Here is a 24061-nt window from a genome sequence, read left to right on the forward strand (position 1 = left end):
TCTCCCTCTCGACGTAAAGCTATCCCCATCGTGCGGCGGAGACACCGCGCCGAGATGACGTTATGCGGTCGGTGCACGCTACTGGATAGCATGGCAACCGAGACAGCCACACAGACGGTCGAATCGACCTCGAACGGCGACTGGCAGGCGGGCGTCTTCGCCGGCGTCGCCGCGGGAATCGCGATGGGGGCCCTGATGGTGATGCAGATGCGGCCCGTCCTCGAAGTGGCGATTCCGTCGATGTACTTCCTCAGCGGCGGCCTCGCCGGCTTCACCATCCACGTCGCACACGGTGCGGTTCTCGGCGTCGTCTTCGCCGCCGTCGCGACGACGCGACCGAACCTCTCGACGGGCACGAGTCTCGGACTCGGCGTCGCCTACGGCGTCGTGCTCTGGGTCGTCCTCGCCGTCCTCGTCATGCCCGTCTGGCTCTCCGTCGTCGGGTCGCCCGCGAACCCGCCCCTGCCGAACGTGAACGTGACGAGCCTCGTCGGCCACGTCGTCTACGGCGCGGTCCTCGGCGCGGCCTACCCCGCGGTCCGGGACCGACTCTGAGTCGTCGGTCTCCCGGCCAGTCTTCTCTCTGACCCGACACTTTTCACACCGGCGGACGGACCGGGGATATGGTTCCCAGGTCGTTCGCCGCCCTCGCAGTCGCAGCGATGCTCCTGCTCGCCGGCTGTGGCGCGCTCTCGTCGTCGCAGGAGGCGCCCACCGAGCAACCGCCCGTGACCGAATCGGTGACGGAGTCGACGGTGACCGAGGCAGAGTCCGCCGTGCCCGACTCCGCCGCGTCGACGGCGTCGCCGACGGAGACGGCCGACCCCGACGCGGCCGCCGACGTGGAGTGGGTCGAGTGGAACGCGTCGCTGCCGGCCGCGTTGCCCTCGGGCGTGAACGAGTCGGGCGTCGACGCCGACACGCTCCTCGCCGCCCACGGGGAGTCGCTCGCCGACACCGGGTTCGTCGTGACGCGAAACACCACGGGGCAGTCGGCCGACGCGGCGCAGACCACGTCCGGGAGCGTCCACGCCCGCGTGACGGCGAATCGCTCGGAGGCGCTCCTCCGGTACGTCACCGGCGGTCCCGACAGACAGGTGTACCTGACCGACGACCGACTGTTCGTCCGGACGGTCCGAGACGGCGAGACGTGGGTTCGCAGCGGTGAACGGACGCCGAACGCCTCGTCGGTCCCGGACGACTTCCGCTTCGACGGCGACGTGGCGATGTTCGTCGAGAACGCCGCGCACGAACCCGTCGGCAGCGTCGTCCGCGACGGGCGCACGCTCGTCGTCCTCGAAGCCGACGCCGAGGCGCGCGCGGCCTGTTCGGCCCCGAGGGCGAACTCGACGGCGACGTGACCGCGCTCCGGTCGCAGGTCCTCGTCGCGCCGAACGGCACCGTCGTCGAACACCGCGCGCTCCTCACCGTGACGGAGGCGGGCGGCGACGCCACCACCACCACCTACCGCTACGCCGTCGAAACCGGGACCGTCACCGTCGAGCGTCCGGCGTGGGCGACCGAGGAGTAGCGGACGAGCGAACGCCGAGCGGACGCCCCGAAGCGGTCACCGACGCGGACAGTTGACTTCGGGACGCAAACAGCCTCTTGCGTGTCGCGGGCCGAACACGAAGCCCATGTTTGGTGCCTACGCGCTCGGCAAGCGGGCCGCAAAGTTCGGCTACAAGCGATTCGGCGCCCCCGGCGCCGTCGCCTCGGGCGGGGCGGCACTCGTCGGCTACGTCGCCGTGCGACGCGCGCTGAAGTCGCTCACGAAGTCCGGCGACGTCACCTCGGCCGTCGACGCCGAGACGATAACGCGCGCCGTCGAGGAGGACGGCCTCTCGGCGGTGACGGACAGGGCGACGCTCGAAGCGGCGGTCGACGAGGAAGCGTTAGACGCCCCCGTCGACATCGACGAACTCCGGTCGTCCGCGGCGGTGGAGTCCGAAACGCTGACCGATTCGGACGACGCCGTCGACGTCGTCGGTTCGCAGGACGACGTGGACGTCGTCGACCCGTACCGGGAGACGGCCGCCGACTCGGACGACGTGGACGTCGTCGACGTGGTGGACGAACCGGACGGCGACGGGACGGACGAATCAGACGGCGACGGGATGGACGAACCGGACGCCGATACCGAGGATGGCATAGACGCCGACGAAGCGGACGAATCGGACGCCGACGCGGACGACGAGCACAGCGAGAAGTAGCCCGCACCGTCGCCGTTCGCTCGGCGTCGCCCGTCCGGTCCCATCCGCCGCGCGTCCGCGCTTTCTCCGACGGGACGACTACTCGTCCAGCAGTTCGACCAGGAGGCCCTTCTGGGCGTGCAGGCGGTTCTCCGCCTGGTCCCAGACGAGAGCGCGGTCGGATTCGAGGACGTCGTGGCTTATCTCTTCGCCGCGGTGGGCGGGCAGACAGTGCATCACCTTCGCGTCCGTCCCGTCCAGCAGCGACTCGTTCACCTGATAGCCCTCGAACGCGGCGAGTTTCTCGTGTCGCTGGGACTCCTGTCCCATCGAAATCCACACGTCGGTGTACACCACGTCCGCGTCGGCGACTGCCTCTTCGGGCGTGCCGGCGACGGTCGGTTCGCCGCCGTACTCCGCGGCGTGCGCCAACACGTCGTCGTCGATGCCGTAGTCCTCGGGCGTGGCGACGGTGAGGTCCAGTCCCGCCATCGCACAGCCGAGGACGAACGACTGGCCGACGTTGTTTCCGTCGCCGACCCACGCCGCCTGCACGCCGTCGAAGCCGCCGAACGCCTCTCTGATGGTGAGGAGGTCCGCGAGCGTCTGGCACGGGTGCGCGTCGTTGGTCAGGCCGTTGACGACGGGCACCTCGGCGTACTCGGCTATCTCCACGAGGTCCGCGTGCTCGAACAGGCGGGCCATCACCACGTCCACGTAGCGCGAGAGGACCCGCGAGGTGTCCGACAGCGGTTCGCCGTGACCGAGTTGGATGTCCTCGGGGCCGAGGAAGATGGCGTGGCCCCCCAACTGCGTCATCCCCGTCTCGAAGGAGATGCGCGTCCGGGTGCTCGGCTTCTCGAACAGCATCCCGAGCGTCTGGTCCTCGAGTCGGGTGTCGTCGGCGCCCGACTTGACCGCCGCCGCGCGGTCCAGGACCGCGTGCAGTTCGTCCGTGCGCAGGTCGTCGATGTCGAGGAAGTGTGTCGTTTCGAGCATCCCTATCACTCCGTCAGCGTCTCGCAGACGCCGGTCAGCACGTCGATGGCGGCGTCGTACTCCGCCAGGTCGAGGTGTTCGTTCGGCGCGTGGTCGAGGTCCGAGTCGCCGGGACCGTACGTCGCCATCGGGCAGTCCCACTGCCCCGCGAAGATGTTCATGTCGCTGGTGCCGGTCTTCCGCAGGAGGCGGGGGTCGCCGTCCTCCTGTCGGATTGCGACGCGGAACGCTCGCGCCACTTCCGTCCGGGGACTCGTCATCACGGGCGGGATGGGCTTCTCCCAGTGGACGCTCCCCTCGGCCAGTTCGCCCTCGGCGACCTCTTGGACGTCCTCGATGGTGAGACGCGGAGGGACGCGGAACTGCACGTCCACCGTCGCCTCGACGGCCAGTCCGTCCTCGGTGGGGCCGCCCTCGAAGTTCACGGGCTTCGTCGTCACGGTGTCGAAGACGCCCTCCTCCTCGCTCTCGAAGAAGTCGGCGACGCGCGACCACCAGTCGACCGCCGACTGGATGGCGTTGTTCTCCGGGCGCGAGGAATGGCCGAGTTCGCTCGTGGCGACGTACGTCCCCGAGAGGAACCCGCGGTAGCCGAGCGTGATGCCGTCCCAGCCCGACGGCTCGCCGTTGATGAGGGCGTCGGGTTCCGCGCGGTCCTCCAGCAGGTGCCACGCGCCCGTGGAACTCGTCTCCTCCTCGACGACGCCGGCGAACGAGACGCCCGTCTCGACGGCCGCGACGGCCATCGACGCGAGGGGGCCGGTGGCGTCCACGCTGCCGCGGCCCCACAGCACGCCGTCCTCTATCTTCACGGGCACCTCGCCGGGCACGGTGTCGATGTGCGAGGTGAGAAGCACCGAGTCGTCGGCGGGCGCGCGGACGTTGCCCACCTCGTCGATCCACACCTCGCGGTCGTGCGCCTCGAAGAACGCCTTCAGCACCGCGGCCGCCTCGGACTCGTCGCCCGACACCGACGGCGTCGAGACGAGGTCCGCCAGCAGCGTCTGCGCCTCGTTCAACCCCTCGGTGAGGTCGGCCTGTACGTCGAACGGTTCGGCGTGCATCATCTCTCTCTCCTCGTCTGTCGTCTGTCCGTTCGTCTCCGCGGCCGCCGTCTGTCCGTTCGTCTCCGCGGCCGCCGTCTGTCCGTTCGTCCGCCCTTCGCTGGCCGCGTCGTCGGCCTCGGCGCGTTCCTCCTCGGTGAGATGGATACCGCTCATCCCGTCACCTCCACGAACGCGTCGACGAACTCGTCGGCGTGGTCCTCCGTGACGACCAGCGGCGGCAACAGGCGCACGACGGTCCGCCCGGCGGGCAGCGCCAGCACCTGCTCGGAGATGGCGAGGTTCTTCAGCACGCGGTTCGCCCCGCGCTTCACCTGCACGCCGAGCATCAGGCCCTGCCCGCGCACCTCGCGCACCGGCAGGTCGTGTTCGTCGGCCGCGGCGGTTATCTCGCTCTTGAGGTACTCGCCGACGGCGGCGGCGTGACTCGGGTAGTCCTCCTCGACGATGGTGTCGAGGGTGGCGTTCGCCGCCGCGCAGACGACGGGGCCGCCGCTGAACGTCGACCCGTGGTTGCCGGGGTCGTCGGCTATCCAGTCGGCGACCAGCGTCGCGCCGAGGGGCAGGCCGTTGGCGATGCCCTTCGCCGAGGTGAGGATGTCGGGCGTCACGCCCGACTGTTCGCAGGCCCACAGCGTCCCCGTCCGACCGACGCCGGTCTGAATCTCGTCGAACGCGAGGGCCGCGCCCGCCTCCTCGGTGAGTTCGCGGGCCGTCCGCAGGTACTCCGTCGTCGCGGGGTGGATGCCGCCCTCGCCCTGCACGGGTTCGAGGAAGACGGCCGCCGTCTCCTCGTCCACCGCCGCCGCCAACTCCTCGGCGTCGCCGTAGGTGACGAACTCCACGTCGCCCGCCAGCGGTTCGAACGGCTCCTTGTACTTGTCCTTCCACGTCATCGCCAGCGCGCCCATCGTCCGGCCGTGGAAGCCGCGCTTCGTGGCGACTATCTTCGAGCGACCCGTCGCCGAGCGCGCGAACTTCATCGCCGCCTCGTTCGCCTCCGTCCCGGAGTTGCAGAGCCAGACGTTCTCCAGTCCGTCGGGGGGCGACGGCGGCCAGTTTCTCGTACAGTTCCGTGCGGGCCTCGACGGGGTAGGAGGCCTGCACGTACGTCAGCTTCTCCGCTTGTTCCTGCACCGCCTCGGTGACGGCGGGGTGGGAGTGGCCGAGTGCGGCGACGGCGTACGACGCGCCGAAGTCGAGGTACTCGGTGCCGTCGGTGCCGTACAGGTAGGCCCCTTCGCCGGACTCGATGCCGATGGGTTTCTCGGAGAACACGAAGCCGCTCATGCGTCCACCTCCTCGACGAGGGCCGACGCGTGGACGTGAGTGCCGCCGCCGCGAATCGCCTCCACGACGGGGTCGTTCACGTTCGCGGACGCGACGATGACCTTCGAGGCCCCGCCGGTCAGCGCCTCCTTCGCCGCCATCACCTTCTTCGTCATGAACCCCTCCGCGGCGGACTCCAGCGCGGCGAACTCCTCGGCCGTCTCCACCTGGTCGATGAGCGTCGCCTCGTCGTCGGGGTCCTCGTAGACGCCCGTGACGTCCGTGAGGACGACCAACTCGGCGCCGAGTGCGCCGGCGACGGCGGCCGCCGCGCGGTCCGCGTCGGCGTTGACCGCGACGCCGTCGTCGGCCAGCATGGGGACGGTGACGACGGGGACGTAGCCGTCGCCGAGGAGCGTCTCCAGCAGGTCGGCGTTCACGTCCGTTATCTTCCCGGAGTGGTCGCCGCGCTTGATCTTCTTCTTGCCGTCCTCGACGACGCGCACCGCGGACTTGCGCGGCCCCGTCAGGAGGCCGCCGTCGACGCCGGAGAGGCCGAGGGCGTCCACGCCCGCCCCGCGGAGCGTCGTCACGAGGTCCGTGTTGAGTTTCCCGGGCATCACCATCGAGAACACCTCCATCGTGCGCTCGTCGGTGAAGCGCCCGACGACGCCCGACGGCGTCTCGACGTAGGTGGGTTCCTCGCCGAGTTCTTCGAGGGTGTCGTCCACCGCGGTGGACCCGCCGTGGACGACGACCACGTCGCGGCCGTTGGCGACGAGGTGCGCCACGTCCTGGACGGCACCGGCCGGGTCCACCGCTCGTGCGCCGCCGACTTTGACGACGACCGGCGGTTCGTCCGCCGGCACGGTGCCGCCGTCGGCGCAGAGGGTGGCGTCGTTGTCGGCCAGTTCGTCGTGTAGCGAGGCGAGTTCGTCGCGGGTGTAGCGTGTCATCGGTGGTGTGAAACTGTGTGTGGTGGGTCGGATGCGAGTCGGGTGCGTGGTCCGGTCAGTCTGCGGTTCGGTTCAGGGCGCGCCGACCGGGTGGAGTCCGGTGAACTCCAGTCCGGCCGTCTCCTCCAGGCCGAGGGCGACGTTCGCGGCGTGGACCGCCTGCCCGGCGGAGCCCTTCATCATGTTGTCGATGGCCGAGAAGACGACCACCCGGCGGTTCGAGGGGTCGAGTTCGAAGCCGACTTCGGCCGTGTTCGTCCCCGCCACCGCCTTCGGTTCGGGGTAGCGGTAGACGCCGCCGCCGCCGGCGACGGTGCGCACGAACGGTTCGTCGGCGTAGGACCCCCGGTAGGCCTTCCACATGTCGCCCTTCGAGACGGGCGCGTCGGGGAAGACGTGACAGGTGGCGCTCGCGCCGCGGACCATGTCCACCGCGTGGACGGTGAACGAGACGGAGAGTCCGAGGAACTGCTCTATCTCGGCCTCGTGGCGGTGTCCCGTGGGCGCGTACGGGCGGACGATGCCCGAGCGCTCGGGGTGGCTGGAGGCGTCGCCGCCGCCCGCGCCGCCCTCCGAGGAGCCGACTTTCACGTCCACGACCACCTGCTCGTCGCCCGACAGCACGCCGGCGTCGAACAGGGGCTTCAGGCCGAGGATGGTCGCCGTGGCGTTGCACCCGCCCGACGCGATGAGGTCGGAGCCGGGGAGGTTCTCGCGGTTTATCTCCGGCAGGGCGTACTCGGCCTGCTCCAGATACTCGGGGCAGACGTGTCCGTCGTACCACTCGTCGTACTGCTCCTCCGTGTCGAGGCGGAAGTCCGCCGAGAGGTCCACGACGGTGTCGGCGGCGTCGCGGAACGCGTCGATGTGCTGCATCGAGACGCCGTGCGGCGTCGCCGCGAACAGCACGTCGACGGATTCGAGGTCCTCGGGCGAGGTGAACCGCAGGTCCATCTCGCGGAGGTTCGGGTGGACGTGGCCGACGGTCTTGCGCTCCTTCGAGCGACTCGTCGCCTGCGCCACCTCGAAGTCGGGGTGTTGGTACAGGAGACGGAGCAGTTCGCCGCCGGTGAAGCCGGTGCCGCCGACGACGCTCGCGGTGTACGTCGCTTCGCTCATGCCGTCGTCGCCTCTGCGACCGTCTCGTCGGCCTCGACTTTCGCTTCCAGCCAGTCGACCACCGCGGCGGGCACGTCCGTCTCGACGGCGTCGTTCAGCGCCTTGAACTCGACGGTGTGGTTCACCTCGTGGACGGTGTAATCATCGCCCGTCTCCATGAGGTCCACGCCGAGCAGTCCGCCGCCGACGGCGTCCGACGCCTGCTGGACGAGTTCCCTCGCGCGGTCGTCGAGTTCGAACGCCTCGGCCTCGGCTCCCTTCGCGGCGTTCGTCAGCCAGTGGTCCGACGAACGCGTCATCGCGGCGACGGGGTCGCCGTCGACGGCGACGACGCGGATGTCGCGGCCGGGCTTCTCCACGAACTCCTGCACGTAGAACACCTTGTGCTGGTAGTGACCGAGCGTGGCCTTGTGTTCGAGGATGGCCTCGGCGGCGGAGGGGGAGTCTATCTTCGCCATCAGGCGACCCCACGACCCGACTACGGGCTTGAGGACGCAGGGGTAGCCGAACTCCTCGATGGTCTCCATCGCGGCGTCGGTGGTGAACGCGACTTCGGTGTTGGGGGTGGGGACGCCCGCCTGCTCCAAGGCGAGGCTGTTCTTCACCTTGTCCGCGCACACCTCGGCCGTCTCCGCGGCGTTCACCACGGGCACGTCGTAGGCGTCGAGGAACTGCGTCGCGTAGAGGCTCCGACTCGTCGCCAGACAGCGGTCGAGCACGACGTCGACGTCGTCGACGCCGCCGGCGGTTCCGAGATGTTGAACTGCTCCTTCCGGACGTCTATCTTCGCCACCTCGTGACCGCGCTCGCGAAGCTCGCCGAGGAGGAGCTTCTCGTCTCTGCGAATCCGGGAGTAGAGCAGCCCAACCTTCATCTTACTCGCCCCAGTCCTCTTCGAGTTCGGGCGCTTCCTCCAGTGTCACGGGGTCGAGCGAGACGACTTCCAGCTCTGCGCCCGTGGCGGGACTGTCCACGATTTCGCCGACTTCGACGTCGGCGGGGAGTTCGATCGCTTCTCCGGTCAGCGGGTCTTCTGCGGTAATGGTGTCTGCCATCGTACTCGTCGCTGGGCGATGTGGAGACTTAAACCCATCGAACTTATCACCGAAATTAAAAGAACGGAGACGGCTCTATCGGCAGAAATCGGGCGAGCGAACGGGTCGTGTGAAATCTGTGTCGGATTTCATATGTTATTCGTCCCCGGACGGGGACGGTCGTCGTGGCGGTCGCGGGACCGGTCGAAGCGGCTTCGCGTCGATGCGGCGCGCGGCCGTCTGCGTCGTGTGTGTCTCAGTCACGGGTCCTCACCTCTACCTCGGTCGCGAGTCGCTCCGCCGCCGAGTCGAGCGCTTCCCGGCGGTCCGCGAGGGTCGTGCGGTCGGCGTCGACGTCCGCGCCCGCCTCGTCGAGTTGGGCCGCGACCGCGGCGGGTGCGGGTCCGCCGGGGGAGTCGCGACTCTCGACGCTGTGGACGGGGTCGAGCGCTCGCTGCACGTCTGCACGGCTCACGTATTCGAACAGGGAGGCATCTAACACTTCATCCGCGGATGCGTCAAGTGTTGCGAGATCCGGCGTCCCGTCGGCGCGTTCGGCGGCGGCCGCGACGACTTCGTGCGCCGTGCGGAACGGCAGGCCGGCCATCGCGAGTGCGTCCGCGCGCCCGTGGCCGTCGAGAAGCCGTCGCCCGCGGCGGATTCGAGCGTCTCGGCCGGCCAGTCGGCCGACGACACCGCGCCGGCGACGACGGCCGTCGCCTCCGACACCGCGTCGACCGTCTCCCACGCGTGCGGCGTCGCACGCTGCAGGTCGCGGTTGTACGCGCGCGGCAGGCCCTTCAGCGTCGTCAACAGGCCCGAGAGCCCCGACGCCGCGTCGCCCGCGGTGGCGCGGACGAGTTCGAGCGTGTCGGGGTTCACCTTCTGGGGCATGATGGAGGAGGTAGACGAGTAGTCGTCCGACAACTCGACGAACCCCTTGTTCGCGAAGATGACCACATCTTCGGCCAGACCGGACAGCGTCGTCGCGTGCGTCGCCAGTGCCGACACCGACTCGATGAGGAAGTCACGCGCCGACGAGGCGTCCATCGAGTTGCGCAGGACGCCGTCGAACCCCAGCAGTTCGGCCGTCCGCTCTCTGTCCACGTCGAACGGCGTCCCGGCGAACGCGGCGGCCCCGAGGGGCGACTGGTTCGTCCGGTCGTAGGCGTCGAGGAGGCGCGCGGTGTCGCGGGCGACGGCCGCCTCGTACGAGAGGAGGTAGTGTGCGACGGTGGTGGGTTGGGCGGGTTGCAGGTGCGTGTAGCCCGGCATCACCGTCTCCACCTCCGCCTCGGCGGCCGCGAGGAGCGACTCGCGGAGCGCCAACGTCGCCTCGACGGCCGACAGGAGGTCCTCGCGCAGGCGGTGACGGATGCACGTCGCCACCTCGTCGTTGCGACTGCGGGCGGTGTGCATCTTCCCGCCGTCGGGGCCGACGCGCTCCACGACGGCCGTCTCGATGGCCTCGTGGACGTCCTCGCCCGCCGGGAGGGCGGCGTGGCCCTCGCTCTCGACGGCGTCGAGGGCGGCCAGAATCTCGGCGGCCACGTCGGACTCGACGATTCCCCGTTCGTCGAGCATCACGACGTGCGCGCGGTCCACCGCCACGTCGGCGGCGAAGATGCGCTCGTCGGCCGCGAGGCTCGACATGAACGCGCGGGCGGGGCCGCCGCTGAACCGGTCGCGGCGGACGACTCCCTCGTCGGCTCCCTCCTCGCTCATCGTCTACTGGCTCTCGTCGTCGGCGTCGTCTGCGTCCCCGCCGTCGGTGGCGAGTTCGGGCTTGTCCTTCGTCGCCTTCGCCACCGCGGCGTTGGCGAGGCGGGACTGGAAGCCGTGGTACTTCGCGACGCCGGTGGCGTCCTCCTGCGTGATGCCGTTGACCGTCTCGGTGTTGAACGAGGCGGCTTCCTCGGAGTAGACGGCGTAGTCGGAGTCGCGGGCGACGGGGCGCGCGCGGCCGCCGTCGAACTTGATGGTCACCGTGCCCGTGACGCGCGTCTGCGTCTCGCCGATGAAGCCCTCCAGCGCCTTCACGAACGGCGCGTCGACGAGGCCCTGGTAGCCCTTGTTGGCCCACTGCTGGTCGATCTGCTCTTTGAAATCACGCTCCTCCTTCGTGAGGACGAGTTGTTCGAGACCCTCGTGAGCGGTGAGCAGGGTCGTCGCGGCCGGGTGCTCGTAGTTCTCGCGCACCTTCAGGCCGAGCATGCGGTCCTCCATCATGTCCGTGCGGCCGACGCCGTACTGCCCGGCGAGGTCGTTGAGGTGTTCGATGAGGGCGGCGGGTTCCATCTCCTCGCCGTCGACGGCGACGGGGTAGCCGTTCTCGAACGTGATGTCGACCGTCCCCGTCTCGCCTTTCGGCGTCTCCGTCCACTCGTAGATGTCCTCCGGCGGGACGTAGCCCGGGTCTCGAGTTGACCGCCCTCGATGGAACGGCTCCAGAGGTTCGTGTCGATGGACCAGACGCCGTCGTTACCGGCCTTCACGGGCAGGCCCTTCTCCTCGGCGTACTGCTTCTCCCACTCGCGGGTGAGCCCCATCTCGCGGACGGGGGCGACCACGTCCAGGTCGGAGGCGCGCCAGATGACCTCGAAGCGGAGTTGGTCGTTCCCCTTCCCGGTACAGCCGTGTGCGAGGGCGTCGCAGCCCTCCTCCTGCGCCACTTCGAGGATGGCGTTGGCGATGACCGGGCGCGCCAGCGCCGTCCCCAGCGGGTAGCCCTGATACGTCGCGTTCGCGCGAACCGAGTCGAAACAGAGGTCCGCGAACTCGTCTTTCGCGTCCACGACGTGCAGGTCCAGTCCGTGCGCGTCGGCCGTCTCCTGAGCCTCCTCGAACTCCGATTCGGGTTGGCCGACGTCCACGGTGACGCCGACGACTTCGTCGTATCCGTACTCCTCTTTCAGCAGTGAGACGCAAACTGTGGTGTCCAGTCCGCCGCTGAACGCGAGTGCAACGCTTGTCATATCTCTCAGTCGTCGTTCGGGGGTGATAAATTACACGATGTTAAACGCCGAAAACAAAGGGTAGAGACGCCTATACGGGAGCTGAGCGCTTTTGGGTGAGTCCGATAATCCGTCGAAAGTGTAGTATAGTTGGCCCTAAAGGGCCGGTCGTCGTCGTCGCGCGCCGCCGTCGCGCGCCGGGGAGAGAATCGTCGTTTCGGACGCCGAGGCACCCGAAGCCGCGGCTCCCGGAGCGTCGCGGACGGCGACTGTGGGGAACCGCGTCATTGCACAGTCAAAGCGAGTACGCCGTATTAATAGCTTTCGGAGGTGCAACGCTTGCCGCGCAAAATACGGTCGTCCCCGCTTCGGGAGGGGTCCGTCTCTGCCTGAGTAGCCACCGCACGTCGGTCAGGTGACCCGACGTCGGACGCCCTCGGGCGGACGCCGTCCGTCCGCCTCAGTCTGCCGCTTCCAGCGCCAGTTCGAGTATCGTCTCCGTGTCGAACAGCGCGAACGCGACGCCGAGGACGACTACCGCGACGATACCGAGCAGAAGCCACTCTACTGGTGTCATCGCAGCCGACTGTCGGTGTTCGGCGAATAAGTGCTTGGTGGCCGGGGCCCGCCGTCACGCCTCCGCGCTCGTCCGGTCGCCGCGGAACACGAGTCGCTCGACGAACTCCGAACGCTCCATCAGCACCGTCCCGAGGCCGCTCATGACGAGAACGTAGCCGACGGCGAACGCCGGAATCACCTCCCGCATGACGGGCGTGGTGCCGGACGCGGCGAGGGCGGCGATGACCAGCGAGAACTCCCCCCGCGGCACCATGCCGACGCCGACGCGGAGCGACCGGCGCTTCGAGAGGTCGTAGACGCGGCCGCCGAGGTAGCCCGAGACGACTTTCGCGGGCGTCGTCAGCGCCACCGCGAGGACGAGGGGGACCGCCGCCGCCACGAGGAGCGTCGGGTCCGTCCCCACGCCGATCCAGAAGAAGAACACCGCGCCGAACACGTCCCGGACGGGGGCCAGCAGGCGCTCTATCCGTTCGCGGTGGCCGCTGGTGGCGAACCCCATCCCGACGAAGAACGCCGCGACGGCCTCGCTGACGCCGAGTACGAGCGCCGCGCCCGAGATGGGGACGACGACGGCCAGCGTCCGGAGGACGAACGCCTCCCGTCCCGTCCCGTCGAGGACGCCCGTGAACAGGCGAGTGCCGTACTGGACGGCGACCAACAGCAGTCCGAGGAAGCCGAACGCGACGGCCAGCGACCGACCGACGCTCCCCAGTCCGCCCTCGCCGCCGAGGACGAGGGAGGTGACGACGGCGAGGTAGACGGCGATGAACAGGTCCTCGAACACCAGCGTCCCCAGCATCGGTTCGGCCTCCGGGTTCGCTATCCACCCGAGGTCGATGAGCGACTTCGTGATGATGGCGCTCGAGGAGATGTAGACGATGCCGCCGAGCAGGAGCGACTCCACGAGCGACCACCCGAGGACGAGGCCGATGGCGATTCCCAAGGGTAGGTTCACCGCGATGTCGGCGACGCCGGCCCGCGTGATGCGCGTCCGCGATTCGAGCAGCCTGTCGAGGCTGAACTCCAACCCGAGGAAGAACAGGAGGAGGACGATGCCCACCTCGGCGAACAGCGTCACCACCTCCCCGTTCGTGACGTACGGCAGACCCATCCGACCGGCGACGAACGGGCCGGCGAGGACGCCGCCGACGACGTACAGCGGGATGACCGACAGCCCCAGACGGAGGGCGAACGCGCCCGCCACGGCGACGACGACGAACAGTTGCCCGAGTTCGAGGAGTTCCGCCGCCATCAGTCGCCGCGCACCATCGAGAGCAGGTCGCGGCAGGCGTCCGTCTGTCCGATGACCACGAGCGTGTCGCCCGCTTCGATGGTGGCGTCGCCGCCGGGCGAGACGACGACGTCGTCGTCGCGTTCGATGGCGATGACGGACGCACCGGTCGCCTGCCGGAGGTTCGACTCGGCCAGCGTCGTCCCCACCACGGGCGAGTCGTCGCCGACTTCGACCCACTCCAGCAGGGTGTCCTCGCCCAGCAGCGTCTCTATCGTGTCCGTCTGCACGGGCTGGAAGTACGCCCCCTCCAGGAGCGTCCCCACCTGCCGCGCGAGCTTGTCGGACAGTTCGAACAGCTTCTTGGAGTCGCTGTCGGCGTCCGGCCGGCGGAACACCTCGCGCTTCCCGCTGTTGTGCGTCACGATGACGAGGCGGCCGCCGTCGCCCAGTTCCACCTCGTGTTTCTTTCCGACGCCCGGAAGGTCGCTCTCGTAGACAGTCACGGGCCGTGGTTCGGCGTCCGGCGACAAAAGCGCTCCCCGCCGACGCGGACGCGGCGACCGACTCGCATCCTCACACGACCGCCGCCGCACCCGTCGCCGCGAGGACGGCCGCGATGCCGAGACACGCCGCCGGCGGAATCGAGGCGTTGTCGTCGACGACGTACCCCCACACGACCGGCTTCACGCCGTCGGCGACGGTGGCTCCGACCGACCCCGCGGCGGCGGCGACGACGCCGACGGCACCGGCGACGGGGTAGAGGACGGGGACGCTGACGGCCAGACAGACCGCGAACATGGCGGCCAGCGTCCGCAGGCCCTTGGGTTCGCCGGCCTCCCGCGTCCGACCGAGCAGGCCGCTCACCGGGTCGCCGACGGCGAGCATCAGCATCCCCGGCACCGCGACGTGGGGTTCGAAGACGAGGACGACGCCGGTCATGCTGTACACGTAGAGCGCGTACCCCGCCAGGTTCGTCTGCTCGTACGAGCGGGTGAGTTCGTCGTAGATGGCCCAGTCGAGACCGACCTGCAGGCGGAGGATCTCAAGCACGGTGACGACGCCCGAGAGGACGACCATCAGGAGCGTCAGGTGCGACCACGAGAGGACGCCCGCGAGGTAGCCGAGGGGGACGGACGCACCGCTGGCGTGGACGAGACGGCGTTTGACCTCGCTCTTCGAGAGGGACCCGAGGTGCACCGTGGGTCAGGCGTCGGTGAGTTCGTCGTACTCGGCGGCCACGTCGTCGAACGTCCGGTCGCCGCCCCGAACCGCGCCGAGTTCCGCGGCGAGTTCGGAGACGGGGACGCGGACCTGCCGGCCGGAGTCGCGTTCGCGGATGGTGACGGTGGTCTCGCCCTCACCTTCGAGGCCGTCGCGGTCGACGGTGATGCAGAACGGCGTGCCGACCTCGTCCTGCCGGCGGTAGCGCCGGCCGATGCTGCCGGAGTCGTCGTAGACGACCGAGAGGCCGGCGGCGCGCAGGTCGGCGACGACGTCGTCGGCGAGTTCGACCAGTTCGTCGACGTTGCTCACGAGGGGGAACACGCCCACGTCGCGCGGGGCGATTTCGGGCGACAGCGACAGGTACGTCCGTTCCTCGCCGTCCACCTCGTCCTCCTCGTACGCGTGCGCGAGGAGCGTGTATATCGTCCGGTCGACGCCGAAGGAGGGTTCGACCACGTGCGGCGTGACGTGTTCGCCGCTTATCGTCTGCTCTTCGACCGAGAAGTTCGTCACGTCGGTGGCGACGGCGTACGACTCGCCGGCCACCTCGACGGTCACCTCGTCGGCGTCGAAGGCGTCGGGGTCGCGTTCGGCCAACGTCTCCAGCGCCGCCTTCACGTCGCCCGCCGCGCCGCCGAACTCGGGACCGAGGACGGACATGTCGGGGTCCACGACGGCGCGTTCGACCGTCTTCGGTTCGTCGTACTGCCGGAACACCGTGTAGTCCTCCTCGGAGTACTCGGCGTGCTTCGACAGGTCGTAGTCCGACCGGTAGGAGAAGCCGGCTATCTCTATCCAGTCGCCGTCCACCTCGCTCTCGGCGTCCCAGCAGTCGCTGGAGTAGTGCGCGAGTTCGCCGGGCAGGTGCTGACGGAACCGGAAGCGGTCCGTGTCGACGCCGATTCGCTCGTACCACTCCTGTGCGACGCCGAGGAAGTAGCCGACCCACGCGTTCGCGACGACGCCCTCGGCGACGGCGTCGCCGACGGTGGTCTCGACGTACTCGCCGTCGTCGGCCTCCTGTTCGGACGCCGGGTAGAGGGTGACTGCCACGTCCTCGACCGACGACAGGTCGGGTTCGTCGCGTTCGGGGTCGACGAACTGCTCCAACTCCGCCTGCGTGAACTCCCGCGTGCGGACGATGCTCTTGCGCGGCGAAATCTCGTTGCGGTAGGCGCGACCCACCTGCGTCACGCCGAACGGGAGGCGGTTGCGGGCGTACTCCTTGATGCGCGGGAACTCCACGAAGATGCCCTGCGCCGTCTCCGGGCGGAGGTAGCCCGGCGTCGAGGAACCGGGGCCGATGTTCGTCTCGAACATGAGGTTGAAGCTCTCGACGGACTGGCCGGCGAGTGCGGCGCCGCAGTTCGGACAGACGAGGTCGAGGGCGGCTATCTCCTCGGCGGCCGCCTCCAGCGACAGCGTCTCTGCGTCTTCGAGGTCGGAGTTGTCCTCGATGAGGTGGTCCGCGCGGTGGGACTCGCCGCACTCGGCGCACTCGACCAGCATGTCGTCGAAGCCGTCGAGGTGGCCCGACGCCTCGAAGACCGGTTCGGGCATGACCGTCGGCGCGTCTATCTCCATGTTGCCCTCCTGTACGGCGAACCGGTCGCGCCACGCCTCCTCGACGTTCGACTTCAGCGCGGCGCCCTGCGGGCCGTAGGTGTAGAAGCCGGCGGTGCCGCCGTAGGACTCGTTGGAACCGAAGTAGTAGCCGCGCCGCTTCGCCAACTCGGTGAGGCGTTCGCCCTCGGTTCGGTCCGCACCCATCTACAGCGCCTCCAGCAGGTCCACGTCGCGGACGATGCCGACGAGTTGGTCGCCGCTGACGAGCGGAATCTGCTCGATGTCGTTCGTGATCATCGCCTGCGCCGCCTCGACGGCGGACGTGCGCTTCGAGACGGTGACCATGTCCGTGCTCATGAACGTGGCGACGGGTTCGGTCGGTATCTCGACGTTCCGGGTCGGGATGTAGCGACTGCCGACGCCCTTGATGCCCTCCCACATCCACTCGTCGTCCTGGTTCGCCACGGAGTCGCCCGTCTCGTCCTCGCCCTCGACGACGCGGGCGACGTCGATGATGTCCACCTCGGTGAGGATGCCGGACATCACGCCCGACTCGTCGAGCGCGACGGTGTAGGGGACGTTCGCGTAGAATATCTCGCGCTCGGCGACGGTCAGGGGAGCGCCCTCGTACGTCGTGTTCACGTCGAGCGTCGCCACCTCGTCGGCCGTCGCGTCGAGGTCGACCTGACTGCGGGCGATGGCGCGAATCACGTCCGTGACGGTGACGATGCCCTCCAGTTCGCCGTCGACGACGGGGACGCGGCGGGCGTTCTGCTCGACCATCAGGTGAGCCGCGTCCTCGATGGACGTGTCGGCCGTCGTCGTCGGCACGTCGTGCATCAGGACGGCCAGTTGGTTCTCGTCGGGGTGTTCGATGAGGTCCTGTCGGGTGACGAGGCCGCGGTACGCCTCGCCGTCGTCGGTCTGCTTGACGACCGGAACGGACGAGAAGCCGCGCTCTTGGAGATACTCCAGAACGTCGTCGCGGGTGCCGGGGAGTTCCACGGTCACCACGTCCTCTCGCGGCGTCATCGCGTCGGCTACATTCATACCCCGTCGTACTTGCCGCCACCTCTTGTAGTCTGCGAAGGCGTGCGACGCGCTCCCGTGGGCGTCTCGCCCCGCCTTCCGGGCGTTCGGCGTCGGCCCGCCGCCGCCGGCACCACCTCAGACGGGGACGACCCCGAACACCGTCTCCAGCACGTACGACCCCACGAGCGCCCAGATTCCGCCGAAGAAGAGACGAAGGCCCCACGACGCCCGGTGGGCCGGGTCCGGCGCGAGCGAATCGGGCAACAGCGTCGGCGGCCCGCTTGCGGCGTCCGGCGGCGGGTCCGACCGCTCCGCGCTCTCGTCGGGCCCGGCGTCCCCGTCTCGCCCGCCGCCGCGGTTCCACGGGCGGCGCGGCCGCAGGGCGAGGAGCGACCCGCCCATCGCGAGGAAGCCGAAGACGAACAGTCCCCGCTTGAAGCCGACGAGTCCGTTGCCGACGACGAGGCCGACGACGCCGAGGAGGGCGGTGCCGAGGAGGGCGAGGACGACGCCCCACGTCGCGGCGTCGAGTGTCGTTCGAGCGAGTCGGCCCGCCGTCGGCGTCGCGTCGTCCGGGCCGGCGTCGCCGTTCGGGCGGGAGTCCACGGTGTCCGAATCGAGGTCCATGCGCGGTGTGTGGGCCCGTTGGGCGGGCGAGCGGGTAGGCGTTGCCTTCGCCTCCCGACCGGATTCTGAGTGTCGGTGATGTCGTTCCGACGAATTTATGTATGATTGTTACAGACTATCATACATGACGCCGAATGTGGCGGCTGCGTCCGACGCGTCGCGCGCCGAGGTCATGGCCTCGGTGGACTCCACCCCTGCCCGGTCGGAGTTCATTATCGCAGACATCTCCTGCGACAACGCGTGGCTCTCGATGGCAGCGGCGGAGGCGCCGTCACTTCGAGACTGGGCCTGAGGCCCACGAGTCGGCGGGCGCGGCACGTCCGCCGGTTCCACCCGACCCACGGTTCTCCGGAGCGACGCGCCGCCGGCGTTCGCTCCCGCGGTTCTCGCCGTCGTCGAGCGGTCGCGACGCGACCGGTCTCGGCCGCGAACACTGAACACTTTTGACGCTCCCACGCAAGCACCAGTCTATGAACTATCGGGCAGTCGAATCCAGTCGAGAGTTCCTCGTCTCGCTGGACAACGGGGCGGACTGGCGGGAGGAGATAGAGGAGTTCGCGCAACTGGAAGACATCGAGTCGGCGTGGTTCAACGCCATGGGCGCGGTGCAGGACGCCGAGGTGTGGTTCTACGACCAGGACGACCAGGAGTACCAGTCGGTCCAGTTCGACGAACCGCTGGAAGTCGCCGCCTGCGTCGGCAACGTCGCGCTTCTGGACGGCGAACCGTTCGCGCACACCCACGCCGTCCTCTCGCGGCGAAGCGGGCAGTCGCTGGCGGGCCACCTCAACGCGGGCACCGTCTTCGCCGGCGAAGTGTACCTCCGCGCGTCGACGAACCCCTCGAACGCGAACACGACGACGTGACCGACCTCGACCTCTGGTTGTAAGCCGTGCACGAGGACGACGAACGGTACTTCGCGCGGATCGAGGACCGTCTCGACGAGGCGTTCGACCGCGCCCGCGCCGCGAAAGGACAGGGGCGTGACCCCCGGCCCGAGGTCGAGATTCCGGTCGCCAAGGACATGGCCGACCGCGTGGAGAACATCCTCGGAATTCCGGGCGTCGCCGAACGCGTCCGCGAACTGGAGGGGGAGATGTCCCGCGAGGAGGCCGCCCTCGAACTCGTCAACGACTTCGTCGAGGGCAGCGTCGGCGACTACGACTCCCGCGCGGGGAAGGTCGAGGGGGCCGTCAGAACCGCCGTCGCACTCCTCACCGAGGGCGTGGTCGCCGCCCCCATCGAGGGCATCGACCGCGTGGAGATTCTGGAGAACGACGACGGCACCGAGTTCGTCAACGTCTACTACGCCGGCCCGATTCGCTCCGCCGGCGGCACCGCGCAGGCGCTTTCGGTCCTCGTCGCCGACTTCGCCCGGTCGCTCCTCGGCATCGAGGAGTACGAGGCGCGCGACGTGGAGGTGGAACGCTACGCCGAGGAAGTCGCCCTCTACGACAAGGAGACCGGCCTGCAGTACTCGCCGAAGGACAAGGAGACGAAGTTCGTCGCCGAGCACATGCCCATCATGCTCGACGGCGAGGCGACGGGCGACGAGGAGGTGTCCGGGTTCCGCGACTTAGAGCGGGTCGACACCAACTCCGCCCGCGGCGGCATGTGTCTCGTCATGGCCGAGGGTATCGCCCTCAAGGCCCCGAAGATTCAGCGCTACACGCGCCAACTCGACGAGGTGGACTGGCCGTGGCTACAGGACCTCATCGACGGCACCTACTACGACGACGGCGGCGCGGACGACAGCGACGACGCCGAGGCAGACGACGGCGACGACACGGCGACCGACGACGCGACGAGGGGGAGACGCCCGACTCGCCCGACCCGGTCGGTCCCGCCCGCGTCGAACCCGCCACGAAGTACCTGCGCGACCTCATCGCCGGCCGTCCCGTCTTCGGCCACCCCAGCGTCGCGGGCGGGTTCAGGCTCAGATACGGCCGGTCGCGTAACCACGGCTTCGCGACGGCGGGCGTCCACCCCGCGACGATGCACCTCGTGGACGACTTCCTCGCGACGGGGACGCAGATAAAGACCGAACGCCCGGGGAAGGCCGCGGCGTCATCCCCGTCGACTCCATCGAGGGGCCGACGGTCAGACTCGCCAACGGCGACGTGCGCCGCATCGACGACCCCGCGGAGGCCCTCGAAGTCCGCAACGGCGTCGAGGAGATTCTCGACCTGGGCGAGTACCTCGTCAACTTCGGCGAGTTCGTCGAGAACAACCACCCCCTCGCGCCCGCCGCCTACGCCTACGAGTGGTGGGTGCAGGAGTTCGCGTCCGCGGGCGCGCCCGTGCAGGCCCTCGAAGACGACCCGAGCGTGGACCTCGAACACCCGACGCCCGACCGGGCGGTCGAGTGGGCGACCGAGTACGACTGCCACCTCCACCCCGACTACACCTACCTCTGGCACGACGTGAGCGTCGAGGCGTTCGAGACGCTGGCCGCCGCCGCCGCCTCGGGTCGCATCGTCGACGTGGAGGCCGACGGCGCGCCGAACCCGGTTCGGCGTCTCGTCGGACGGAGTCCGACGGCGGCGTGGTCGTCCGCCCCGACGACGCCGGCCCGGCCGATGGCGTCCTCGAACTCGACCGCACGCCGGAACTGACCCGGACGCTCGAATCGCTCCTCGTCGAACACACGCAGACCGAGGAGACTCTCCGCGTCCCCGAGTGGCGACTGCTCGTCCGTTCGCTCGGACTCACCGCGGACCTCGAACGCACGTGGGACGGACTCTCGGCGGCGGCGCGCGAGTGGGACGGCGGGGACAACGCGGTGAAGGCCGTCAACGAAGTCGCGCCGTTCGACGTGCGCGAACGCGCTCCCACCCGCATCGGCAACCGGATGGGCCGCCCCGAGAAGTCCGAGTCGCGCGACCTCTCGCCGGCCGTCCACACGCTCTTTCCCATCGGCGAGATGGGCGGCAGTCAACGCGACGTGGGCGAGGCGGCCCGCGGCCGCAACGACCAGGGCGTCCGCGGCGAGGTGAACGTCCTCGTCGGCGAACGGGCCTGCCCCGACTGCGGGACGCACACGTACAAGAACCGCTGCCCGGACTGCGAGGCGCACACCGAACCGCACTACGAGTGCGAGGAGTGCGGCACCGTCGTCGAACCCGACGAGTCGGGGCGCGTCTTCTGCGACCGCTGTGAACGCGAGGTCGAGAGCCCCGACTGGTTCTCCATCGACGTGGCGACGGAACTCCGAAACGCCTTGGAGAACGTCGGCGAACGCGAGTCGGCCTACCCCATCCTGAAGGGCGTGAAGGGCCTCACCTCCTCGAACAAGACGCCCGAACCCATCGAGAAGGGCGTCCTGCGGGCGAAACACGACGTCTCGTCGTTCAAGGACGGCACCGTCCGCTACGACATGACCGACCTCCCCGTCACCTCCGTCCGCCCCGCGGAACTGGACGTGACGGCCGAGCACTTCCGCGAACTCGGCTACGACACCGACATCGACGGCGAGAAACTCCGGTTCGACGACCAACTGGTCGAACTGAAGGTACAGGACGTCGTCCTCTCGGACGGCGCGGCCGAACACATGCTACAGACGGCCGACTTCGTCGACGACCTCCTGGAGAAGTTCTACGGGTTAGAGCCGTTCTACGAGGTCGAGGAACGCGACGACCTGGTTGGCGAACTGGTGTTCGGGATGGCGCCGCACACCTCCGCCGCCGTCGTCGGCCGCGTCGTCGGCTTCACCTCCGCCGCCGTCGGCTACGCGCATCCGTACTTCCACGCCGCCAAGCGGCGGAACTGCTTCCACCCCGAGACGAAGGTGTGGTACCGCGACGAGAGCGACGAGTGGCACCACGACCGGATTCGGGAGTTCGTGGAGACGCGCCTCGACGACCCGAGCACCGACGACTTCGGAACGCTCGTGCAGGAACTCGATGGCGACGTGTTCGTCCCCTCGATAGACGAGCACGGGGACGAGGTGGTACGACCGGTCGAAGCGGTGTCGAAACACCGCGCGCCCGACCACATGGTCCGGATCGAGACGCGGAGCGGTCGGGAGGTGACGGTGACGCCGGACCACGACGTACACGTGTTCGACGGTGATGGTATCTCATCGAAGCGAGCCTCCGAGTTAACGACCGACGATCACGCTATCGTACCGGACCGTCTAGCGTCCGTTGACGTCGGTCGTGGGATTCCTGAGTTCGACCTTCTCGACGAATTCCTCTCGCTCGACGAATTCCCCGTCGACAGGCTCACGGTCCGTGGACTGGACAAAGACGCACTGTACGATCTGTTCGAGAGCGCTCTTTCCGACCGCTGGGACGGAACGTTCTATCCGCTTCAGAGTACCGCAGACTACCTCGGAGTGACGAAAAAGAGGCTCGGCAATTATCTGTATCGGGAGAGTATCCCCGTCTCGATTCTGTCTGAACTGTTCGAGACGAGAGAGGAACTCCTCTCGCACATCCCGGACGACGTTCGACTCGGGATGAAACACGGCCGTACTGCCATCGACAGGCGCGTGCACGTGGACGCGGACGTCGCTACCCTACTCGGTTACTATGCCGCGGAAGGATTCGCACGGGAACAGCAGACGCCGAAAGGGACCATCCACCAGACGACTATCTGCGGTACGGAGCCAGAGGCCCGCGACTACTTCGTGGAAACTCTGCGAGACGCGTTCGGTGTCGACCCGTATCGCGAAAACGAGGCAAAAGTCACAGTCTCTGGGCGTCTCCTGAGAACGTTCTTCGATACCGTACTCGAGGCTGGCGTGTTCGCAGACGAAAAGCGCGTCCCACAGTTCGTCTTCGACGCACCGGACTCACTAGTCGAAGCGTATCTCCGCGGCTACTTCAGCGGAGACGGGACCGTCGACGCTAACGCCTTGAAGGTATCTGCGACGACCGTCAGTTCCGAACTCAAAGAGGACCTTCTCGCGCTATTCACCCGTCTGGGGATTACTGCGAAAGCCGACATCCTGGAACCAACTCTCTTACGCGAGAAGTTCCCCGATTACTACGATGTCGGTGACCAGTCGATGTCGGCGTCTTCCTACGTCGTCCACATCACCTCGTCCGACGCTGTACGGTTCGCTCGACGGATCGGGTTCCACCTGACGCGGAAAGAGCAGCAACTCCAATCACAGGTAGATTCCGTCTCGCCGGCCGCACGGCGTGCATTCGACGGTGGAAACGGCGATTATCTGGTCGAGTCGATCGTCTCGGTCGAGTCCGTCGCTTCGGACGTCGACCACACGTACTGTCTCACGGTCGAGGAAACTCACTCGCTCATCGCAAACAACCTCTCTCAAAAGCAATGCGATGGCGACGAAGACTGCGTCATGCTCCTCATGGACGGCCTCCTGAACTTCTCGAAGGAGTACCTCCCCGACAAGCGCGGCGGGCAGATGGACGCGCCCCTCGTGATGTCCTCGCGCATCGACCCCTCCGAGATAGACGACGAGGCGCACAACATGGACATCGTGCGGCGGTACCCCGAGGCGTTCTACGAGGCGACGTTGGAGATGGCGGACCCCGGCGAGGTGGAGGACCTCATCCAACTCGGCGAGGACACCCTCGGCACCGACGACGAATATCGCGGCTTCGACCACACCCACGACACCACCGACATCGCCCTCGGCCCGGACCTCTCGGCGTACAAGACGCTCGGGTCGATGATGGACAAGATGGACGCGCAGTTGGAACTCGCGCGGAAACTCCGCGCCGTCGACGAGACGGACGTGGCCGAACGCGTCATCGAGTACCACTTCCTGCCGGACCTCATCGGCAACCTCCGCGCGTTCTCCCGGCAGGAGACGCGGTGTCTCGACTGCGGCGAGAAGTACCGCCGGATGCCGCTGACCGGCGACTGCCGGGAGTGCGGCGGCCGGGTGAACCTGACCGTCCACCGCGGGTCGGTGAACAAGTACATGGACACCGCGATTCAGGTGGCCGAGGAGTTCGACTGCCGGCCGTACACGAAACAGCGGTTGGAGGTGCTGGAGAAGAGCTTAGAGAGCGTCTTCGAGAACGACAAGAACAAGGCGTCGAAGCTGGGCGACTTCATGTAACCCCAGCTTTTTGCACACTCGGGTCGCGCAGAGCGCGACCGCTCGTCGAAAAAAGCTGGACCAAAAAGACTCCGCGAGACTCGGCCTTCGGCCTCGCTCGCGGTCCGACTCCCTTCTCTCTCCGCCTCCGCACGGCACCGCATCCGCCTCCGCTCCGCCCGCACAGCAC

At 68.4% G+C, this 24061-nt stretch carries 17 protein-coding genes and 7 pseudogenes; 9 read left to right on the forward strand and 15 right to left on the reverse strand.

Going from position 1 to position 24061, the window contains the following annotated elements:
* The first annotated feature begins 90 nt into the window (after window positions 1-90).
* From GJ632_RS04245 to GJ632_RS21910, 4 genes are all read left to right on the forward strand, one after another.
* Window positions 91-555, forward strand: coding sequence for a histidine kinase (locus GJ632_RS04245; RefSeq protein WP_191452186.1), 465 nt, complete (start codon window positions 91-93; stop codon window positions 553-555).
* 68 nt (window positions 556-623) lie between these two features.
* Complete coding sequence (locus GJ632_RS04250; protein WP_191452187.1) at window positions 624-1361, forward strand: hypothetical protein; 738 nt, start codon at window positions 624-626, stop codon at window positions 1359-1361.
* Window positions 1358-1531, forward strand: coding sequence for a hypothetical protein (locus GJ632_RS04255; protein WP_191452188.1), 174 nt, complete (start codon window positions 1358-1360; stop codon window positions 1529-1531). The genes GJ632_RS04250 and GJ632_RS04255 overlap by 4 nt, the downstream gene beginning before the upstream one ends.
* Window positions 1532-1637: 106 nt before the next feature.
* On the forward strand, window positions 1638-2213 hold the full coding sequence (locus GJ632_RS21910) for a hypothetical protein (protein ID WP_197427877.1): 576 nt from the start codon (window positions 1638-1640) through the stop codon (window positions 2211-2213).
* Between the two features lie 78 nt (window positions 2214-2291).
* Here the strand turns inward: GJ632_RS21910 and argF are convergent, their stop codons facing one another.
* From argF to GJ632_RS04335, 15 genes and pseudogenes are all read right to left on the reverse strand, one after another.
* Entirely contained in the window at window positions 2292-3191 is a 900-nt protein-coding gene (gene argF, locus GJ632_RS04265; protein WP_191452189.1) for an ornithine carbamoyltransferase, read from the reverse strand.
* 5 nt (window positions 3192-3196) lie between these two features.
* Window positions 3197-4258, reverse strand: coding sequence for a [LysW]-lysine hydrolase (locus GJ632_RS04270; protein WP_089806910.1), 1062 nt, complete (start codon window positions 4256-4258; stop codon window positions 3197-3199).
* A gap of 149 nt (window positions 4259-4407) precedes the next feature.
* Window positions 4408-5545: pseudogene (locus GJ632_RS04275) on the reverse strand (aspartate aminotransferase family protein).
* The gene (locus GJ632_RS04280; protein ID WP_191452190.1) at window positions 5542-6480 is read right to left on the reverse strand and encodes an acetylglutamate/acetylaminoadipate kinase; all 939 of its coding nucleotides are present in this window, start codon (window positions 6478-6480) and stop codon (window positions 5542-5544) included. The pseudogene GJ632_RS04275 and the gene GJ632_RS04280 overlap by 4 nt, the downstream one beginning before the upstream one ends.
* Before the next feature lie 72 nt (window positions 6481-6552).
* The gene (gene argC, locus GJ632_RS04285; RefSeq protein ID WP_191452191.1) at window positions 6553-7599 is read right to left on the reverse strand and encodes an N-acetyl-gamma-glutamyl-phosphate reductase; all 1047 of its coding nucleotides are present in this window, start codon (window positions 7597-7599) and stop codon (window positions 6553-6555) included.
* Window positions 7596-8473: pseudogene (lysX, locus tag GJ632_RS04290) on the reverse strand (lysine biosynthesis protein LysX). The gene argC and the pseudogene lysX overlap by 4 nt, the downstream one beginning before the upstream one ends.
* Before the next feature lies 1 nt (window position 8474).
* Complete coding sequence (gene lysW, locus GJ632_RS04295) at window positions 8475-8654, reverse strand: lysine biosynthesis protein LysW (RefSeq protein ID WP_089803848.1); 180 nt, start codon at window positions 8652-8654, stop codon at window positions 8475-8477.
* A gap of 235 nt (window positions 8655-8889) precedes the next feature.
* Window positions 8890-10358: pseudogene (gene argH / locus GJ632_RS04300) on the reverse strand (argininosuccinate lyase).
* A 3-nt stretch (window positions 10359-10361) separates the two neighbouring features.
* Window positions 10362-11608 (reverse strand): annotated as a pseudogene (locus GJ632_RS04305) (argininosuccinate synthase).
* Window positions 11609-12218: 610 nt separating this feature from the next.
* Window positions 12219-13418, reverse strand: coding sequence for a cation:proton antiporter (locus GJ632_RS04310; protein WP_191452192.1), 1200 nt, complete (start codon window positions 13416-13418; stop codon window positions 12219-12221).
* The gene (locus GJ632_RS04315) at window positions 13418-13903 is read right to left on the reverse strand and encodes a TrkA C-terminal domain-containing protein (protein ID WP_343161016.1); all 486 of its coding nucleotides are present in this window, start codon (window positions 13901-13903) and stop codon (window positions 13418-13420) included. The genes GJ632_RS04310 and GJ632_RS04315 overlap by 1 nt, the downstream gene beginning before the upstream one ends.
* 70 nt (window positions 13904-13973) lie before the next feature.
* Entirely contained in the window at window positions 13974-14597 is a 624-nt protein-coding gene (locus GJ632_RS04320) for a dolichol kinase (RefSeq protein ID WP_343161017.1), read from the reverse strand.
* A 6-nt stretch (window positions 14598-14603) separates the two neighbouring features.
* Window positions 14604-16394 carry a glycine--tRNA ligase gene (glyS, locus tag GJ632_RS04325; protein WP_089803854.1) on the reverse strand — a complete coding sequence of 597 codons (1791 nt, stop codon included), beginning with the start codon at window positions 16392-16394 and terminating at the stop codon, window positions 14604-14606.
* Window positions 16395-17240 carry a CBS domain-containing protein gene (locus tag GJ632_RS04330; RefSeq protein ID WP_089803855.1) on the reverse strand — a complete coding sequence of 282 codons (846 nt, stop codon included), beginning with the start codon at window positions 17238-17240 and terminating at the stop codon, window positions 16395-16397.
* Window positions 17241-17357: 117 nt separating this feature from the next.
* Window positions 17358-17849 (reverse strand): hypothetical protein, encoded by a 492-nt coding sequence (locus GJ632_RS04335; protein ID WP_191452194.1) that lies wholly within the window; start codon window positions 17847-17849, stop codon window positions 17358-17360.
* Between the two features lie 124 nt (window positions 17850-17973).
* Here GJ632_RS04335 and GJ632_RS21915 point away from each other — a divergent pair, with 124 nt between their 5' ends.
* The 5 genes and pseudogenes from GJ632_RS21915 to GJ632_RS24605 all read left to right on the forward strand — a co-directional run bounded on the left by GJ632_RS21915 (window position 17974) and on the right by GJ632_RS24605 (window position 23892).
* Window positions 17974-18141, forward strand: a complete 168-nt coding sequence (locus GJ632_RS21915) for a hypothetical protein (protein ID WP_197427878.1) — start codon at window positions 17974-17976, stop codon at window positions 18139-18141.
* A 178-nt stretch (window positions 18142-18319) separates the two neighbouring features.
* A pseudogene (locus GJ632_RS04340) lies at window positions 18320-18738 on the forward strand (PPC domain-containing DNA-binding protein).
* Between the two features lie 3 nt (window positions 18739-18741).
* Window positions 18742-19545 (forward strand): annotated as a pseudogene (locus GJ632_RS24595) (DNA polymerase II large subunit); the annotation flags it as partial.
* A 2-nt stretch (window positions 19546-19547) separates the two neighbouring features.
* Window positions 19548-20464, forward strand: a pseudogene (locus tag GJ632_RS24600) (hypothetical protein).
* Window positions 20395-23892, forward strand: coding sequence for an LAGLIDADG family homing endonuclease (locus GJ632_RS24605; protein WP_343161018.1), 3498 nt, complete (start codon window positions 20395-20397; stop codon window positions 23890-23892). The pseudogene GJ632_RS24600 and the gene GJ632_RS24605 overlap by 70 nt, the downstream one beginning before the upstream one ends.
* Window positions 23893-24061: the final 169 nt, after the last annotated feature.

The sequence above is a fragment of the Halogeometricum sp. CBA1124 genome, from assembly GCF_009741955.1.
GTDB classification, from domain to species: Archaea; Halobacteriota; Halobacteria; order Halobacteriales; family Haloferacaceae; genus Halogeometricum; species Halogeometricum rufum.

Coding starts and splice junctions, on each gene's coding strand:
- GJ632_RS04245 (WP_191452186.1), top strand. CDS start 91: ATGGCAACCGAGACAGCCACACAGACGGTCGAATCGACCTCGAACGGC.
- GJ632_RS04250 (WP_191452187.1), top strand. CDS start 624: ATGGTTCCCAGGTCGTTCGCCGCCCTCGCAGTCGCAGCGATGCTCCTG.
- GJ632_RS21910 (WP_197427877.1), top strand. CDS start 1,638: ATGTTTGGTGCCTACGCGCTCGGCAAGCGGGCCGCAAAGTTCGGCTAC.
- argF (WP_191452189.1), bottom strand. CDS start 3,191: ATGCTCGAAACGACACACTTCCTCGACATCGACGACCTGCGCACGGAC.
- GJ632_RS04270 (WP_089806910.1), bottom strand. CDS start 4,258: ATGATGCACGCCGAACCGTTCGACGTACAGGCCGACCTCACCGAGGGG.
- GJ632_RS04280 (WP_191452190.1), bottom strand. CDS start 6,480: ATGACACGCTACACCCGCGACGAACTCGCCTCGCTACACGACGAACTG.
- argC (WP_191452191.1), bottom strand. CDS start 7,599: ATGAGCGAAGCGACGTACACCGCGAGCGTCGTCGGCGGCACCGGCTTC.
- lysW (WP_089803848.1), bottom strand. CDS start 8,654: ATGGCAGACACCATTACCGCAGAAGACCCGCTGACCGGAGAAGCGATC.
- GJ632_RS04310 (WP_191452192.1), bottom strand. CDS start 13,418: ATGGCGGCGGAACTCCTCGAACTCGGGCAACTGTTCGTCGTCGTCGCC.
- glyS (WP_089803854.1), bottom strand. CDS start 16,394: ATGGGTGCGGACCGAACCGAGGGCGAACGCCTCACCGAGTTGGCGAAG.
- GJ632_RS04330 (WP_089803855.1), bottom strand. CDS start 17,240: ATGAATGTAGCCGACGCGATGACGCCGCGAGAGGACGTGGTGACCGTG.
- GJ632_RS04335 (WP_191452194.1), bottom strand. CDS start 17,849: ATGGACCTCGATTCGGACACCGTGGACTCCCGCCCGAACGGCGACGCC.
- GJ632_RS21915 (WP_197427878.1), top strand. CDS start 17,974: ATGACGCCGAATGTGGCGGCTGCGTCCGACGCGTCGCGCGCCGAGGTC.